Consider the following 14,987-nt stretch of genomic DNA (forward strand, 5'->3'; position numbering starts at 1 on the left):
TTGTGTAAATGAGTCAGAAAACTAAAGGAATATTGGCTTACTTGGCGATCGCTTTTCTTCCAGCTTGGCTATACTGGACTATAGTTTACCTAGCCGGATTTTCAGGCACTAACCCCGCCTTTCAAGCAGTCGCCTTACCAGGAGCATTTGCCCCCGCATTAGCTTGTTTTGTAGTTCGCAAATGGGTAACTAAAGAAGGTTTTGCCGATGCTGGACTGTCACTCAATTTAAAAAGAAATTGGGGTTATTATTTATTTGCTTGGTTATTACCGCTAGGAGTAACCGCAGTCATTATTCTATTAGCAACTCTCTTTAATTTAAGTCAACCAGACTTTTCCTTACAGAGGTTTTTCACGAGTCTAAACTTACCAAATGGAACTCCAGAAACTCCCGATAATCTATTCTTTATCCTCTTACCTACCTTATTAATTCAAGCAATTATAATTGCCACACCTATTGTTTGGGGAGAAGAATTTGGCTGGCGAAGTTACTTACAAATTCGTTTATTTGCCGATCGTCCATTAATCGCCGCAATTTCTACGGGAATAATTTGGGGAATCTGGCATTACCCGCTAGTTTTTTTCGGCTATGAACGATATGAAAATCAATTTTTAGGACTGATAATTTTCACTGTATTTACAGTCTTGTTATCAATTATTTTCGGTTGGTTAAGGTTAAAAACTGGTAGTGTTTGGGCGGCTAGTTTAGGACATGGGGCGACAAATGCGATCGGCGGTTCATTAACATTAATGCTATTTTCTGGAGGAACAAATTGGCAATGGGTAGGCTATAACGGCATTCTCGCTTGGATTCCTTTAGGGTTGGTTTGTATTTGGATTATTTTTACTGGGCAACTTGGAGAGCGATCGTGATTTGAAAAAAGGTTTCAGAACTACTAAATATTGCGATCGAGGTTGGACAAAATATCTTCTAAATCCCTTAACTCATGTTTCTTGTTGATTTGCATTCAACACTGATGCCCGCAAATTCTGCCAATAAGTAGGTGTCAACATCGGATTTAATATGACAAAAAAATCACCCTTTTCCAAAGGTGATTTTAATGGCAAGAAGGTTTGATTGACTTGGCAAAAATTTAGGTATTTGGGGTGTAAGTGGTATTGTAATTGCGAGGACTGTGAGCGCCTACAGTTGCGCCAACTAATGATGCGATTAAACCTAGCAAAGAACCAAATAAAAACCACCAACTTGCTCTAGCAGCGTTACCTGCAATAGCTCTAGCTTCTTGAGCAGTAATATTAGTAGTATTAGCCGGAATATTTAACCTATTTCTAGCCGCTAATTCTCCCAGATTAGAAGCAGCAATTCCGAAAGTACCTGCTACGCCATTTGCAATTAACCAAGAGCCAATTGTCAGAGTTGCTGCCCAAAGAATTGCGCCGTTTAAAAGGGCTGTATTTCGATTCATCGGACCACTAGCACGGGCTGCTACCCAACCACCCACAAATAAGCCAATTAATAAGCTAATAATTGACCAAATTCCCACGCCAATACCAACATCATCTGCATTACTTCTAGGAGCGCCTGAATTAGCTAAACTAGTTAGACCGATCGCACTACCTAAAGCACTTAAAACTAGTTGCGTTGCTAAAGCAATTAAAATACCTGAAACGATCGGACCCCATCTGACGCGATCGTGATAATCAACAACTCGATTTGTTACCATTGGATCGGCAACATCAACTGGTCGATTTCCATAAGCCATAATTTATTCCTCCCTTGATTCCTTTGTGATAGAGTTTTTAAAGCAGATAGTATCAACTAATGTAGTTATACTTTAGGTCGATCAATGCTAAACAATATCTATCAAGGGTAGGAACTAGCTTCTCTATCGAAAGAAATAGGAAAAATAAGTTTACAAGAGTTTACTAAAAGTAACTATAAATACCCTTTAGTAAACTCCGAATAATTAAGAAAGTTAATCAGAAACAATTAACATTAAACAGGCAAAATTTATCGTAGTTTAACGGCAGTTCCGATCGCCGTAATCAGCAACAAAGCTCCTTTCTGATCCACATTAATTGTCCCCGTATCTATTTCGACACCGATCACGCCATTAGCGCCCATACTTTGTGCTCGTCTTTGCAATTCTGCGATCGCTTCCCTCTGACCTTTCTCAAAAATCTGCTCATAACTGCCAGTTCTTCCCCCAACAATATCGCGAATTCCCGCAAAAAAATCACGCAAAGCATTAGTGCCATAAACTACTTCAGCGGTCACAATTCCCAAGTAAGCATCAATCTGAGCGCCTTGAATCACGTCAGTTGTAGTAATAATCATTCCCCTACCTCAAACAGTAAAAAATATTACAATGAAAAATTTACTTAGCGACAAAAAGTAAAGATACTTTCCTCTCCAGGGTATCAAAATTTCACAATTTCTGATTCAATATCCCAAAGTGAACTCAATACTCTCGCAATGGCAGAATCCCAGGAAAAATCTACTATGCAAAAGCAAAAGCAGAGCTACTTGATGGTTAGTCTCTTGCTATTGGGAGGGTTAGCGGTAACGACGCCGCAATTAGCAAAAGCAAATGAAACTCTCCCAATTCCAGACAACCAAACTTCCCCAAATAGCGAAGTGGAAAAACTATTGCGCGAAGCTCAAATGTTGCAACGGACAGGAAATGTCGATCGCGCATTAGCCACATACCAACAAGCCGCTAAATTAGATAACACAAATCCGCGCATTTACTCAGCAATAGGCTTTATTTATGCGCGACGGCAAGATTTTCAACAGGCGATCGATCATTATCGCAAAGCAATTAAGTTAGATAAGAAAAACCCCGAACTACACTCGGCACTAGCCTTTTGTCTCGGTAAATTAGGAGATAACGAAGGTGCCGCAACTGCTTACCGACGCGCCACCGAATTAGACAAAAATAATGTCAATGCTCACATCGGATTAGCAACTGTACTCTTCCGTAAAGGAGATCTCCCAGGAGCAACAGCAGCTTATCAACAAGTAATTGCTCTCGATCCAAAAAACTGGCAAGCTTATCAGTTAATGGCAGCAATCTTAACTGAACAAAATCGTTACCCAGAAGCAGCAGATATTTTGCAGCGAGGGATCGCATACACCCCAAATAACCCAAAATTACATTTAAATTTGGGTGCAGTTTTATTCAAACAAGGCAATAAAACCGCCGGAATTGCGTCCTTACAACGAGCAATTAAATTAGCCAAACGCGACGCAAAAGTTCACTTACAAATCGCCAACGTTTTTCGGGCTAACAACCAACTTGTACCCGCTTTAAATGCTTATCGTCGGGTATTAGCAATTAAACCGAAATCCGTAGAAGCACTTTCTGGAGTTGGCGAAATTTACCTACTACAACAAAAATTCCCCGAAGCGATCCGGATTTATCGGCGCGTCATTGCGCTAGACAAACAAAATGCCGCTGCTTACTACAACTTGGGCGTAGTTTTCGCCAGACAAAGAAAGATTAAAGATGCCCTCTCGGTTTTTAACTATGTCCGCAGTCTCTACCTAAGCCAAGGCAACAACGAAAGAGCCCAGCAAGTAGAAGCCGCTATTCGGCAGTTACAGCAGTAGAGGCAGAGGGGCAGGGGGGCAGGGGGGCAGAGGGGCAGGGGGGCAGAGGGGACTTTTTAACTCAAAACTCAAAACTGAAAACTCTCCCAGTACCTAGTCCCCAGTACCTAGTCCCCAGTCCCCAGTACCTAGTCCCCAGTACCTAGTCCCCAGTCCCCTGCCTTTGGCGCAAAATGTATTCAGCGATCGCTAAATCTACAGGTGTCGTTACCTTTAAATTTGTCTCTTCTCCCTCGACAATTTTCACGGGTAAACGGCACTTTTCAAATAAAGCGGCATCATCTGTGACTTCCCAACCAGATTTATGTCCGGTTTCGTGACATTGTTTTAATAGCTGAACGTCAAAACCTTGGGGTGTTTGGGCGGCCCAAAGATTAGTGCGATCGGGAGTATCTTTAATTAAACCAGTGCGATCGACAACTTTAATCGTATCCTTCACGGGCACAGCCGCAATCAAACCCTGACATTTCTGTAAAGCTTCGGCACATCTGTCCAACAAATCAGGCGTTGCCAAACATCTTGCCCCATCGTGAATTAATACATGACGGGCATTGTGGGGTAATCCCTGCAAACCGTTGTAAACTGACTCTTGCCTGGTTTTTCCGCCTTGGATAAACCGCACGGGCTTAGTCAAAGCCATTTCTTCAGCGATCGCCTTTAAATCGGGCAAATCTTCCAATTGGCAAATTATCCCAATCCAATTAATGTGGCGAGAGGCACAGGCGGCTTGCAGAGTCCAAAAGATTAAAGGTTTGCCTAATAACGTCAGTAGGAGTTTGTTTCGATTACTCCCCATACGACGACCCATTCCGGCTGCTGGAATCAATAAATGCACTGCTTTCTCGATTTTTGCGCTACTTATTACTATATTCCACTAAAATGAGGTGCGGATAAGCCTATTTAGATCAATATGCGAATAGTAGCTCTTGTCCCTGGCGGGATTAGCGATCAAATTCTGTTTTTTCCTACTCTCGATGACCTCATTCAAAATTACCCTGAAGCTGAAATTGATGTAGTCGTCGAACCTAAGTCAGTAGGTGCCTATCGAGTCTGTAAGTCTGTCAATGATGTGTTTGCCTACGATTTTACAGACCGCAATAGTCTGGCAGATTGGGGCAATATCTTAGGTACGATCCGCGATCGCGAATATGATATCGCCATTTCTTTGAATCAAACTTGGTTAGCAGGTTTGTTAATTTGGTTGACTGGAATTCCGAAACGTATTGGCTATCGTGGTCAAGGTCAACTATTTCTCACTGATTCTATCCCCAAGAAATCAGAACAATACACTGCGGCGATGTACCACGATTTGCTACAAGGATTAAGCATTACTTCCGCTTGTCCTGAAGTAGCAGTTAATGTACCAAAGCAAGATATTCAATGGGTAGAAGCGGAACAGAAACGGTTAGGAATTTCTGATAGTGGCTATGTTTTAATTCAAGTTACTCAAGGTGAAAATTCTTACCCAACAGAAAGTTGGCGACAAATTATTCAAGATTTTCAACAGCGTCAGCCTTCTTTACCTGTGGTCTTAATCTTGGATGCTAATAACCAAGTTGTGGTTAGTCAATTGTTGCAAACTTTCCCAGATTTGAAGGTAACAGCCCCAGAAGATTTGGGTAAACTAGCGGCAATGATTGCTGGGTCGAGTTTGTTGCTTTGTACTGATGGTGCAGCAATGCAGTTAGGCATAGGAGTACAAACTTATGTGATTGCTCTTTTTGGTGCTACCGATCCAGAAAAGGTGCTGCCAAAAAGCGATCGCATTCTCGTCATTCAATCTCCCAGTGGAAAACTGTCAGATATCTCACCCAACACCATTTTAGAAAAGGTTTGGGCCGGATAAATCTATTTTGGATTTTGGATTTTGGATTTTCGATTTCAGCTAAAATCTGAAATTGATCAAGTCAAAGGAAGAATAACTTTTGCATCCTAACTCCGAAATCCAAAATTATCACTCTTCTCGACCTGCTGTTTTTCTCGATCGCGATGGTGTTTTAAATGTCGAAGCAGGTTACATTCACAATATTGCTGATTTACATTTAATTCCCGGTGTCGCTCAAGCAGTCCGTCGCTTAAATGATTTAGACATTTTTTGTTGTTTAGTTTCTAATCAATCTGGTCCTGCGAGAGGTTATTATCCAGTCGATCACGTAGAAGCATTACATCAGCGATTATGTCAATTATTGCAAACTGAAGCAGATGCTCATTTAAATGCTTTGTATTATTGTCCTTATTTGAGCCCACCAGAAGGAGGTACTAACCCAGAATTTAGCCTTTGGAGTACCTGGCGTAAACCTAATACTGGAATGTTAATCGCCGCTGCTTGGGAACATAATTTAGACCTCAGTCAAAGTTTTATGATTGGCGACAAAGCAACCGATGTGGATATGGCGCATAATGCGGGTTGTTGCGGAATTTTAGTGGAAACTGGTTTTGGTAGCAGGGTGTTAAGTGGCGCTTACCAACATCATACTCAACCGGATTATATTGCTACAGATTTAAGTGCTGCGATTGCATGGATCTGCGAACAATTGGGTAACTTAGAAATAGAGAGATAATTAAACAACTTTACGATGAATACTACCACAAATTTACCGAAAACTAGCCCGGTTGGTACTTGGACAATTACAGAGGCAAAAACGATCGATCTAACTCCCTATTCTGGTACGGTACAAATTCATCAGATGGGACAACTTTATAGTATGTCTTGGTTGACTACTTTGGGCGATTATCCGGGAATTGCTTTTTTTGAAAATGGCAATCTTTATGCTAGTTGTAGTTCTCATCCAGCTTACGGAATTAGCCTTTATCAGATTAATTCTGATGGGACTTTAGATGGAAAATGGTTTGCGGCTAATAATATTGGAATTGTTGAGACAGAAAAAGCTGTAGGTGGTATCCCTAAGCAAGTTGCAGGTACTTATAATGTTCGGGGCACAATGGGTAAATCTGGCAGTTACGAAGGTACTCTCCAAGTGACTCCTTTAGGGGAAATTTATCAGATTTCTTGGTTGGTGGGAGTTGAGTATCAAGGTGTAGGTTTGCAAGTTAACGATCGCTTAATTGTTGCTTGGGGTGAAGATGAAGTTTTTGGCTTACATTACCAAATTGAAGGTGATAAAGCTTTTGGTAATTGGGCAATGCGAGAACATTCTACTCTCGGTACAGAAACTTTATACCGGATTTGTTGAAATCAAGTCAAAAAAGGCATCATCCATTTCAATTCCAAAGGTTAATGCCATTGCTTTTAATTTGGATTTACTAGGTATGCTTTGATGATTTAACCAATCGGTTAAAACAAAGATTTTTTGCACGATAAAAAGTTCTAAGGCTTGGGGATTATATTGAATTTCATGGCTGCGAGGATGGAATTCATGGGGTACTAGCATGGCGGCGTAACGTGCTAGTTCTCCGTTTTGCCAGTTTAATAAAAAGGGTAGCCAAGGGTAAAGGGTATCGAGGCGAATAAACCACAATCTTACTTCGTCAATTTCGGAAAGTTCTCTGGGATCGTCATCTGAACGATCGTAGTTAATCTCGAAAGAAAGTTGTTGTTCGGATTTGGCGATCGCGTCTGTTTGCAATAGTTTTTCGATGACTGTTTTAGCGGGGGATAAGTCTAAGTTATTTATTTGTTCTGTGTTTAGGGTAATGGCGATCGTCATAAGAATAATTTACCAGAATTTTTCACTTTAAAATTTATTATCTACTATAACAGGTGACTGGTTATCTGCTGAAATAATCCGATTTCTCCCTTGAGATTTAGCCTGATATAATGCCCGATCTGCTAACTTAATCAAGTAAGTACACGATCGAGCGTGAATAGGAATAGTGCTGGCAATTCCTAAACTGAGAGTGACATATTTACTCACTGGCGATCTTTCATGGGGAATTTTTAAATTCGTCACCGCACGATGAATTTTTTCGGCAACATTCATGGCTCCAGTAATTTCCGTGTTTGGTAAAATGATGGCAAATTCTTCTCCGCCATAACGGGCGACTAAATCAGCTGGGCGGTTGACGGCTTTCCCGATCGTGCTGGCAATTTGTTGGAGACAAGAATCACCGACTACATGACCATAATTGTCATTGTAAAGTTTAAAAAAGTCAATATCACAAAGAATTAATGATATTGCTTCTTGTTGTCTGGTTAAACGCTGCCATTCCTCTTGTAAAACTATATCAAATTGACGGCGATTGGCTAAATTTGTTAAGCCATCTGTTGTGGCAAGAAGTTGTAATTTTTGATTGGCTACTTCTAATTGCTGGTAAAGTTCTGATTGTTGAATGGCGATCGCTATTTGATTAGCTAAGTGTTGCAAAAATTCTATTTCCCATTGTTGCCATTCTCTAGGACTTTGACAATGATGAACGCTTAATAATCCCCAAAGTAATGGTGTATTATCTGCTCGATCCCGATGAAATTCTAAAATTGGGATGACGATCGTTGCTTGAGTTTGCAATCTGGTGAAGATTTCCACATGGCAGGGATTTACTTCCGAGTCACGCAAGTCATTTATTACTTGAATTTCGCCTCTTTGATATCGAGCAATATAATTTTTCTTAAAACAAGTTTTGTTAATTTTAAACCCTAGTATTGACATGATTTCGGGGTTAACTGATTCCACAATCACTTCTCCATTCCAGTCAGAATTGAAGCGATAAATTACTGTGCGATCGGTTTGAAAAAATTGCCGTACTTCGGCTACAGAGATATTCAATATTTCTTCTATTTTCAATGATTGACGAATCCGTTCTAAGATTTTTCCTAATAACTGTTCTCGCTTTACTTGTTGGCGCAACTTTTCTTCGATTTGCTGACGCTCGATCGCATAATGGATCGATCGCACCAGTAAATCAATTTGCAATGCACCTTTAATTAAATAATCCTGTGCTCCCTGGCGTACTGCTTCAATGGCAACTTTTTGATCGTTGAGAGCCGTCAATACAATTATCGGTAAATCAGCTGCATAAGCTTTTGTATTCCTAATAGTTTCTAAACCTTTGCTATCTGGTAAACCTAAGTCTAATAACATGACATCAAACTTGGTTTCTGACAGTAAGTTTATTCCTTGATTCAGACGATTGACATTTGTTACTTGGAAGTTTATCCGATCGATCGAACCTAAGATGTCTTGGATTAATTCCGCATCAGCTAGGTCATCTTCTATTAAGAGAACTTTTAATGATTTTTGCTCTGTTTCCACAATCTCAGCTACTTCTGTCAATTGGTTGTTTGTCTAATTGCTTATGGAAGAATTTTTTTTTGCCAAAGTCTCAATCTTATCTTATAACAAGTTTAGCTAAACTAACAAACTGCGATCGATATCTCAAGAATACTTAATATACTCTTTAGCTAAAATTACTAAATGCCTGGTGGCAGAGAAACAATTTTAAACCAATAGTTAAATAAATCATTCATAATTGTAACTAATCTATCAAAAGTCATAGGTTTTACAATAAAGGAGTTAGCCCCTAAATTATAGCAGTCTCTAATATCACCTTCCTGGTGGGAAGTAGTGAAAATGACAATCGGAATGTGTCGCCAATTAGATGAATTAGATTTAAGTTGTGTCAACACTTCTTTGCCATTCAGCTTTGGCATATTTAAGTCAAGCAGAATTAAATGAGGAGTTGGGAGATTAGTTAAATTAGCATCGTCACCGCAACTATAAAGATAGTCCAATAACTCTTCGCCATTATTCACGAAAAAAATTTGCACTGCTAGGCGAATTTCTTGCAATGCTTCTTCAACTAGCAAATGAACTGAGCGATCGTCATTAGCCATTAAGATAGTAAAATTTGGGGAATATTTATTCATCGTATTTCCTCACAAATAGGATCTTTGTGAAGAGGAAACTGCCAAATTTTATTCATGAACACTTAAACACTTACCTCAAGAAATCTGAGAACTAATCGTAAAATAAAAAGTGGTTCCTTCGCCTAACTGTGACTCTACCCAAATTCGACCGCCATGAAGTTCCACAATCTTTTGGCAAATTGCCAACCCAATACCAGTACCAGAATATTCTTGAGGAGTATGCAAGCGTTGAAAAATCTGAAAAATCCGTTCAAAAGATTTAGAATCAATCCCAATCCCATTATCCTTCACAGCAAATAAGTATTCATTTTCCCTCAATTCGACACTAATCTCAATTTTCGGGGGTTCTTCTTGACGGTACTTAATTGCATTATCGATCAAATTTTGGAATAGTTGCAATAACTGAGAGCGATCGCCGATGAATGTTGGTAAATTGTTATAAACAATTGTTGCTTTATTTTTGCGAATTGTTGACTGTAAATTACTACAAACCGTAGCTAGTATGCTATTACAATCTACTGGGGAAAAACTTTTTTGGTTTCTACTAACTCGCGAATATTCTAATAAATCTTCAATTAAAGTTTGCATTCTTAAACAACCAGTGACAATATGTTGTATATATTTATTTGCTTGGTTGTCTAATTTACTTTCGTAGCGTTGCTGTAAAAGTTGTGCGTAACTAGCAATAGTTGCCAGAGGTGCTTGTAAATCATGAGAAGTAACGTAAGCAAATTGTTCTAATTCCGCATTAGAGTGTGCCAACTCTTTATTAGCTTTCTGCAATGCTTGTTCCGCTTGTTGACGAATCATAATTGCTTGTTGAAATAAAGCATTTTGTTCTTTGAGTTGTTTTTGTAGCTTGCGTAAACTTAAATGATTTTCAATTCTGGCTAATACTTCATCAACATGAAATGGTTTAGTGATGTAATCAACTGCTCCTAAACCAAAGGCTCTGACTTTATCTATTGTTTCATCTTTCGCACTAATGAAAATCACAGGTATTTCCCGGGTTTTTTCATTACTTTTTAGTTGTTCGCAAATTTCATAACCGTCCATTTCTGGCATCAGAATATCCAACAAAATCAAATCTGGCTGACTTGATTTAGCGGCTTTGATTGCCATTTGTCCACTAATTACGCCACGAGGTTCATATCCACGTTCACTTAATAAAGTAGATAAAAGCCTTAAGTTGTCCGGTTGATCGTCAACCAGTAAAATATATCCTTTATCGGCTGCTGTTTGATTAGCTTTCATTATAAATTTACTCGGTTGGGTCAGTATTTTTGTCAAGAAAAAGCTGTTTAGTCACTCTTTTAAACTTGCTAGCAAGGATACTAATGATAAGCTCTTCCGTAAAGATTGGGCAATAGTTTGAGAAAATAACCATCAAATAATTGACATTTTTATATCTATCCAAAATTAAATAATCATGATAAGTGACAGATTTGTTCCAGTTGAGGTTAGTAGCCCCAAAACTCGAGCATTATTGACCTTTTACCAGGCTATCAAAGTCTTCTGGCTTCTGGCACTAGTAGACATTTGCAGGGAGATTAAGCTAAAGTGGTAATGAGTTTGTTTTATTGGGGAAATTTTTGTAACTAACCCCAAAGCAGGAAACCTAAGTTGACAATTGGCTAGTTATATTAGCATAAGTAACATAGAAGACATAGAGTTATATGAGTGATTTACCTAATGAGGTAAGATCGGCAAATATGCAAAATCAAGCGACGGTTAAACCAATTCGGTCTTTAGAGGATGCTTTAGACAAGTGTCAAGCAATGGGAATGCGCTTGAGTCGTCAGCGTCGCTTTATTTTAGAATTGCTTTGGCAAGAACAAGAGCATTTGTCAGCCCGTGAGATTTACAACCGTTTAAATCAACAGGGTAAAGACATCGGTCATACTTCAGTTTATCAAAATTTAGAAGCCTTATCTGCCCAAGGAATTATTGAGTGCATTGAGCGATCGGACGGTCGTTTGTATGGTAATATCAGTGATTCTCACAGCCATGTTAATTGTGTGGACACTAATCAAATTTTGGATGTTCATATTGAACTACCAGAGGAGATTATTAAATTAGTAGAAGCACAAACAGGTGTAAAAATTGTCGATTACACGATTAACTTTTTTGGTTATCGTTCGCCTGAATCTTGTGAATCTGAATAATCAACTAAGTTTTTATTCCAAATACATAGTTTCATCGTTATCTAAATCGAGATTTTGCGGGATCATAGTCCGATCGCCTTGATCCTCAAGCACTAGTAATGTTGAATCAGGCTGTACAGTTTCAAAGCTAATATTAGCAGTGGAATTGACATTGCGGCGTATTCCTGTATCTAAATTAGCCAAGGCTAGTTGACAGGCGCGATATTGTTCTAAGGAGAATAAAGCACCACTTTTTTCGGCTAAATCTTGGGTTTCTTGCTCCATTTTAGCTTCAAACAAACAAGCATTAGTTAAACTGGCTAAATGAAAATTTGCGCCTAATAAATTAGCGCCAGTGAGATTCGCGCCAGTGAGATTTGCGGCTGAGAGATTCGCACCTGAAAGATTAGTTCCTGTGAGATTTGCCCAAGATAAATTAGCTTCTTGTAAGTTAGTTTTGGATAAATCTGCGCCGACTAATTCTGCACCAAAGAAGTTAGTTTTCCAAAAGTTAGCTTCGGAAAGCATGGCATTTTGCAGACAAGCTCCCGCCAAATTAAGTAACATTAAACTGTGGCGCGATCGCTCCCAAAAGGCGATCGGAGATAACACCGCAGTCCGACCAATTAAAGTTAATAATTGATCGGGATCGAACTCTTCAGGAATTGCGGGATCGCCACAGGGCCAAAATGGAATTCTCCCTTCTCTTTGACAGGTACATAATAAAAGAAATACATTCAGACCGACAGCGGCATCTATTTGCAGGACATTTAAACTATTACCTAAAGATTGAAAATAAGCGCGAGCATTGTGAGCGATCCCTTCATCTAACCAGCGACCGCGACTATAGGAACGGTAGAAATTATAAAGACGTTCTGTAAGTACTTGAAAAGAAAAAGTTTCGGGACTGCGTGCTTCTTCTCGGCGCAAACGTTCTCCGATCAATTCTTCGATTTCCGGGCTAAAAATCCCGAAACCTAATAATTTGTAAAGATGTTGGGCGACGCTAACGGATGAATTGAGGGTAAAAATAGTTTCTCCATAGGCATCGGCAACTTTTTGGGTAATCATTTTTAACTGTTGGGCGATCGCTTCGGCACAGAGGTATTCTCCTAATTTCGCATGAGAAAATTCTACGAAAGTTTTGCGATCCAGGGAACTCGAATCATGAGGAAATTGGCAATTAAAGTAATGAAAATAGAAAGGTGGTAAGGGATAATTTGAACCTAAGTAATCTGAGAGATTCGGAACATTTTCTGCTTCTACATTTTCGGCAATTTTTGTTTTTAATTCTAAAGTTACTTCCTGAGAGAAACGACCACTTTTGAGCAAAGTTAAAGCCCCTGTTTGCATTAATTGACGCAGTTGTTCGGGAGTGCGACCTTGGAGTAAATTAGCGATCGCTTCAGGAGAACGACAACTAGTAGCCAAACTATCTCCAGCTTGAATTACCCGATCTCCGGGGGACATTCCATCAGGAGATTCACCCAACAACCAGCGACAAAGGCGATCGTAAATTTCAAATCGCAATTGGGAAAACCTACTCATTGGCAACAAAGTTTCATCGATCCTGCCACTGCGAAATAAAATCCCAACCAGGAGCAAAATTAAAGGTTGATGTGTTAATGTGGCGAAACTTTTTACTTCTAAACGAAACTGAAACACGCCACTTTGCTTTAAAAAACTAAAGAAAGCTTGCGCTAAAGATTTAGATTGCAATTTCGACCAACGCTTAAACCATTCTTTCAGCTGTTCTTGATCTAATGGAGTAATTGCCATTCGCTCAAAAGAGACAGGTAAACTACGAGCTAAATTCCTGAGAGTTTCCGAACGACAAGTAATAAAAATTTTGTGGCGAGGTCGTCCAGAAGCACCCGCAAACTGCCGTTGAAAATCCTGCACTTGGTCGAAAAAAGCAGAAAATTGTCGTTCAGCAACAGGCGAAGCTGGTAACTCATCCAACCCATCTAAAATTAACAAACAAGGGGGATTTTGTGGTGAAAGCCAACCATCAGCACAGGTAAATTTAGCTAAAGGAAAAGCACTATCCAAGGTTTGAGTTAAAGTTCTGCCCAAAGTAGCATCGCGCAATCGAATGACGATCGGCATCCAAGAAGGATAAATTTCCTGAGCAATTTTTGCTGCCCAAATTTCACAGAAACTAGTTTTTCCAGACCCACTTTCACCTTCAATAATGGCAACGCTATCTAAGTTAGAAACTTGATTTATTGCCCATTCCATTAAATTAACTGCTGATGCAGAATTACTTGAAGAATGAAAAGAACTGCCGCTGGTTGTATAACGCAATTTAGTTTCTAATTCTGCTTCTACTGGTATGGCTTTCGGAGAAACAAAAATATCTTTTAGGGCGAAGAGTTCTCCTAATAAAGGTTCTGATAAAATTTTCAGGAGACTAGCTCGGTAGTTTTCCCGATGGAGATCGATGATAGTGGGAGTAGGTGGAGTAACAGCCGGAACAACAGAAAAAGTATGATCTTGATCTTGATCGAGGATTTCTAACTCTTCGCTGTCACTGATAATATTGTTTTCTAAATTATTGGCTAAATTACCCAAACGGACAAATCTTTGTAATTGGGCTAAAGCTAAAGGGTTTTCCGCAATCACAGTCAGCAAATGTCCGGGAAGTGCGTGGATTAATCTTTGGGCGACGAGTTTAGCGGGAATTTCTTCTAAGCCATTGCTGACAAACCAAGAGATCGCCAAATTATTCATTTGCTGAACTAAAAAAGACTCTCCAATTAGGGAAAGTGCTTGTTCCGCTTGGGTATCTGTTAGCCTCCCCGGACGCAAAGTTTTAATTAAAGCTTGCAACTGGGGATCGGATAAAGTAGATAATCGGGTATTATCTCCAGCAGCTGTAATGGGAACGCTGGCTCGGTCTAACCAAGGTCTTTTCAGGATATTTTCTTGTTCTAAAATCTTCTGAAACGACTTAATATAAGCAATTTGGAAAGCTAGCCATGTACCCTCATTGCGCTTCAGGGCGCGTTTGCGGCTCCAAATTCGTAACAATTGCACGCTAATCTGGGAAATTGGCTCAATTTGTTGCCAAACAATAGTTAAGGGCTGTTCCAGAAGTTCAGTTAAAGGACTAATATCAAAAGGCGTGAGGCTTTTCACCTCCATATCCTGCACCATACGAAAAGCAATACCTGCGGTTTGCGCTTCTGGAGTTTGCAGTTGAGAAAGTTCAATATTATGTTCTGTCAGCCAGTAACGAATGCTAAAGCTCATCCAACTCCTACGCCTACTTGGAAACTGCTCGCTATGGTTAACGTTAATAGATGAGGTATCTTTTTCAAAGATAAATGCTAACCATTTAAGATGTTAAGAAGCCTGGAGACTAAAAGAGAATCCAGACCTAACTCTGGAACGAAAAATGGGAGAACTACCAATTAGGAGATACAAATTCTCTCAATCCATCG

At 39.6% G+C, this 14,987-nt stretch carries 14 protein-coding genes; 6 read left to right on the top strand and 8 right to left on the bottom strand.

The features are described from left to right. Positions 1 to 8: 8 nt before the first annotated feature. Positions 9 to 872, top strand: coding sequence for a CPBP family intramembrane glutamic endopeptidase (locus tag ACE1B6_RS07995; protein ID WP_413256723.1), 864 nt, complete (start codon positions 9 to 11; stop codon positions 870 to 872). Positions 873 to 1,093: 221 nt separating this feature from the next. On the opposite strand, the gene ACE1B6_RS08000 is transcribed toward ACE1B6_RS07995, so the two are convergent. Together ACE1B6_RS08000 and ACE1B6_RS08005 are read right to left on the bottom strand one after the other, a co-directional pair. Further along, positions 1,094 to 1,723: a hypothetical protein gene (locus ACE1B6_RS08000; protein WP_413256724.1), complete on the bottom strand. Its 630-nt coding sequence runs from the start codon at positions 1,721 to 1,723 to the stop codon at positions 1,094 to 1,096. A gap of 248 nt (positions 1,724 to 1,971) precedes the next feature. Beyond that, positions 1,972 to 2,298 carry a YbjQ family protein gene (locus ACE1B6_RS08005; protein WP_413256725.1) on the bottom strand — a complete coding sequence of 109 codons (327 nt, stop codon included), beginning with the start codon at positions 2,296 to 2,298 and terminating at the stop codon, positions 1,972 to 1,974. A 138-nt stretch (positions 2,299 to 2,436) separates the two neighbouring features. Here ACE1B6_RS08005 and ACE1B6_RS08010 point away from each other — a divergent pair, with 138 nt between their 5' ends. Continuing rightward, positions 2,437 to 3,573, top strand: a complete 1,137-nt coding sequence (locus ACE1B6_RS08010) for a tetratricopeptide repeat protein (protein WP_413256726.1) — start codon at positions 2,437 to 2,439, stop codon at positions 3,571 to 3,573. A gap of 142 nt (positions 3,574 to 3,715) precedes the next feature. Here ACE1B6_RS08010 and ispD read toward each other — a convergent pair whose 3' ends face one another. After that, positions 3,716 to 4,408, bottom strand: a complete 693-nt coding sequence (gene ispD, locus ACE1B6_RS08015; RefSeq protein ID WP_413256727.1) for a 2-C-methyl-D-erythritol 4-phosphate cytidylyltransferase — start codon at positions 4,406 to 4,408, stop codon at positions 3,716 to 3,718. A 75-nt stretch (positions 4,409 to 4,483) separates the two neighbouring features. On the opposite strand from ispD, the gene ACE1B6_RS08020 reads away from it, so the two are divergent. The 3 genes from ACE1B6_RS08020 (at position 4,484) to ACE1B6_RS08030 (ending at position 6,767) form a co-directional block, all read left to right on the top strand. Then, the gene (locus ACE1B6_RS08020) at positions 4,484 to 5,419 is read left to right on the top strand and encodes a glycosyltransferase family 9 protein (protein ID WP_413256728.1); all 936 of its coding nucleotides are present in this window, start codon (positions 4,484 to 4,486) and stop codon (positions 5,417 to 5,419) included. Between the two features lie 79 nt (positions 5,420 to 5,498). Next, a complete protein-coding gene (locus ACE1B6_RS08025) occupies positions 5,499 to 6,134 on the top strand; it encodes a D-glycero-alpha-D-manno-heptose-1,7-bisphosphate 7-phosphatase (RefSeq protein ID WP_413256729.1) in 636 nt (211 codons plus the stop codon). A 15-nt stretch (positions 6,135 to 6,149) separates the two neighbouring features. After that, on the top strand, positions 6,150 to 6,767 hold the full coding sequence (locus tag ACE1B6_RS08030) for a hypothetical protein (RefSeq protein ID WP_413256730.1): 618 nt from the start codon (positions 6,150 to 6,152) through the stop codon (positions 6,765 to 6,767). Here the strand turns inward: ACE1B6_RS08030 and ACE1B6_RS08035 are convergent. From ACE1B6_RS08035 to ACE1B6_RS08050, 4 genes are all read right to left on the bottom strand, one after another. Beyond that, positions 6,750 to 7,241 carry a CRR6 family NdhI maturation factor gene (locus ACE1B6_RS08035; RefSeq protein WP_413256731.1) on the bottom strand — a complete coding sequence of 164 codons (492 nt, stop codon included), beginning with the start codon at positions 7,239 to 7,241 and terminating at the stop codon, positions 6,750 to 6,752. The genes ACE1B6_RS08030 and ACE1B6_RS08035 overlap by 18 nt on opposite strands. A 27-nt stretch (positions 7,242 to 7,268) precedes the next feature. Further along, on the bottom strand, positions 7,269 to 8,804 hold the full coding sequence (locus ACE1B6_RS08040; RefSeq protein WP_413256732.1) for a diguanylate cyclase domain-containing protein: 1,536 nt from the start codon (positions 8,802 to 8,804) through the stop codon (positions 7,269 to 7,271). Between the two features lie 137 nt (positions 8,805 to 8,941). Next, complete coding sequence (locus tag ACE1B6_RS08045; protein WP_413256733.1) at positions 8,942 to 9,397, bottom strand: response regulator; 456 nt, start codon at positions 9,395 to 9,397, stop codon at positions 8,942 to 8,944. A 75-nt stretch (positions 9,398 to 9,472) separates the two neighbouring features. Further along, a complete protein-coding gene (locus tag ACE1B6_RS08050; RefSeq protein ID WP_413256734.1) occupies positions 9,473 to 10,651 on the bottom strand; it encodes an ATP-binding protein in 1,179 nt (392 codons plus the stop codon). 458 nt (positions 10,652 to 11,109) lie between these two features. Between ACE1B6_RS08050 and ACE1B6_RS08055 the strand changes: the two genes are divergently transcribed. Next, the gene (locus ACE1B6_RS08055; RefSeq protein WP_459562988.1) at positions 11,110 to 11,562 is read left to right on the top strand and encodes a Fur family transcriptional regulator; all 453 of its coding nucleotides are present in this window, start codon (positions 11,110 to 11,112) and stop codon (positions 11,560 to 11,562) included. 12 nt (positions 11,563 to 11,574) lie between these two features. Here ACE1B6_RS08055 and ACE1B6_RS08060 read toward each other — a convergent pair whose 3' ends face one another. Continuing rightward, complete coding sequence (locus tag ACE1B6_RS08060; RefSeq protein ID WP_413256736.1) at positions 11,575 to 14,796, bottom strand: NACHT domain-containing protein; 3,222 nt, start codon at positions 14,794 to 14,796, stop codon at positions 11,575 to 11,577. Positions 14,797 to 14,987 lie beyond the last annotated feature (191 nt).

This window comes from Floridaenema fluviatile BLCC-F154 (genome assembly GCF_041929135.1).
GTDB classification, from domain to species: Bacteria; Cyanobacteriota; Cyanobacteriia; order Cyanobacteriales; family Aerosakkonemataceae; genus Floridanema; species Floridanema fluviatile.

Bases quoted from the DNA above. Each gene is read 5' to 3' on its own strand.
- ACE1B6_RS07995 (WP_413256723.1), top strand. From the start codon at position 9: ATGAGTCAGAAAACTAAAGGAATATTGGCTTACTTGGCGATCGCTTTT.
- ACE1B6_RS08000 (WP_413256724.1), bottom strand. From the start codon at position 1,723: ATGGCTTATGGAAATCGACCAGTTGATGTTGCCGATCCAATGGTAACA.
- ACE1B6_RS08005 (WP_413256725.1), bottom strand. From the start codon at position 2,298: ATGATTATTACTACAACTGACGTGATTCAAGGCGCTCAGATTGATGCT.
- ACE1B6_RS08010 (WP_413256726.1), top strand. From the start codon at position 2,437: ATGGCAGAATCCCAGGAAAAATCTACTATGCAAAAGCAAAAGCAGAGC.
- ACE1B6_RS08020 (WP_413256728.1), top strand. From the start codon at position 4,484: ATGCGAATAGTAGCTCTTGTCCCTGGCGGGATTAGCGATCAAATTCTG.
- ACE1B6_RS08030 (WP_413256730.1), top strand. From the start codon at position 6,150: ATGAATACTACCACAAATTTACCGAAAACTAGCCCGGTTGGTACTTGG.
- ACE1B6_RS08035 (WP_413256731.1), bottom strand. From the start codon at position 7,241: ATGACGATCGCCATTACCCTAAACACAGAACAAATAAATAACTTAGAC.
- ACE1B6_RS08045 (WP_413256733.1), bottom strand. From the start codon at position 9,397: ATGAATAAATATTCCCCAAATTTTACTATCTTAATGGCTAATGACGAT.
- ACE1B6_RS08050 (WP_413256734.1), bottom strand. From the start codon at position 10,651: ATGAAAGCTAATCAAACAGCAGCCGATAAAGGATATATTTTACTGGTT.
- ACE1B6_RS08055 (WP_459562988.1), top strand. From the start codon at position 11,110: ATGCAAAATCAAGCGACGGTTAAACCAATTCGGTCTTTAGAGGATGCT.
- ACE1B6_RS08060 (WP_413256736.1), bottom strand. From the start codon at position 14,796: ATGAGCTTTAGCATTCGTTACTGGCTGACAGAACATAATATTGAACTT.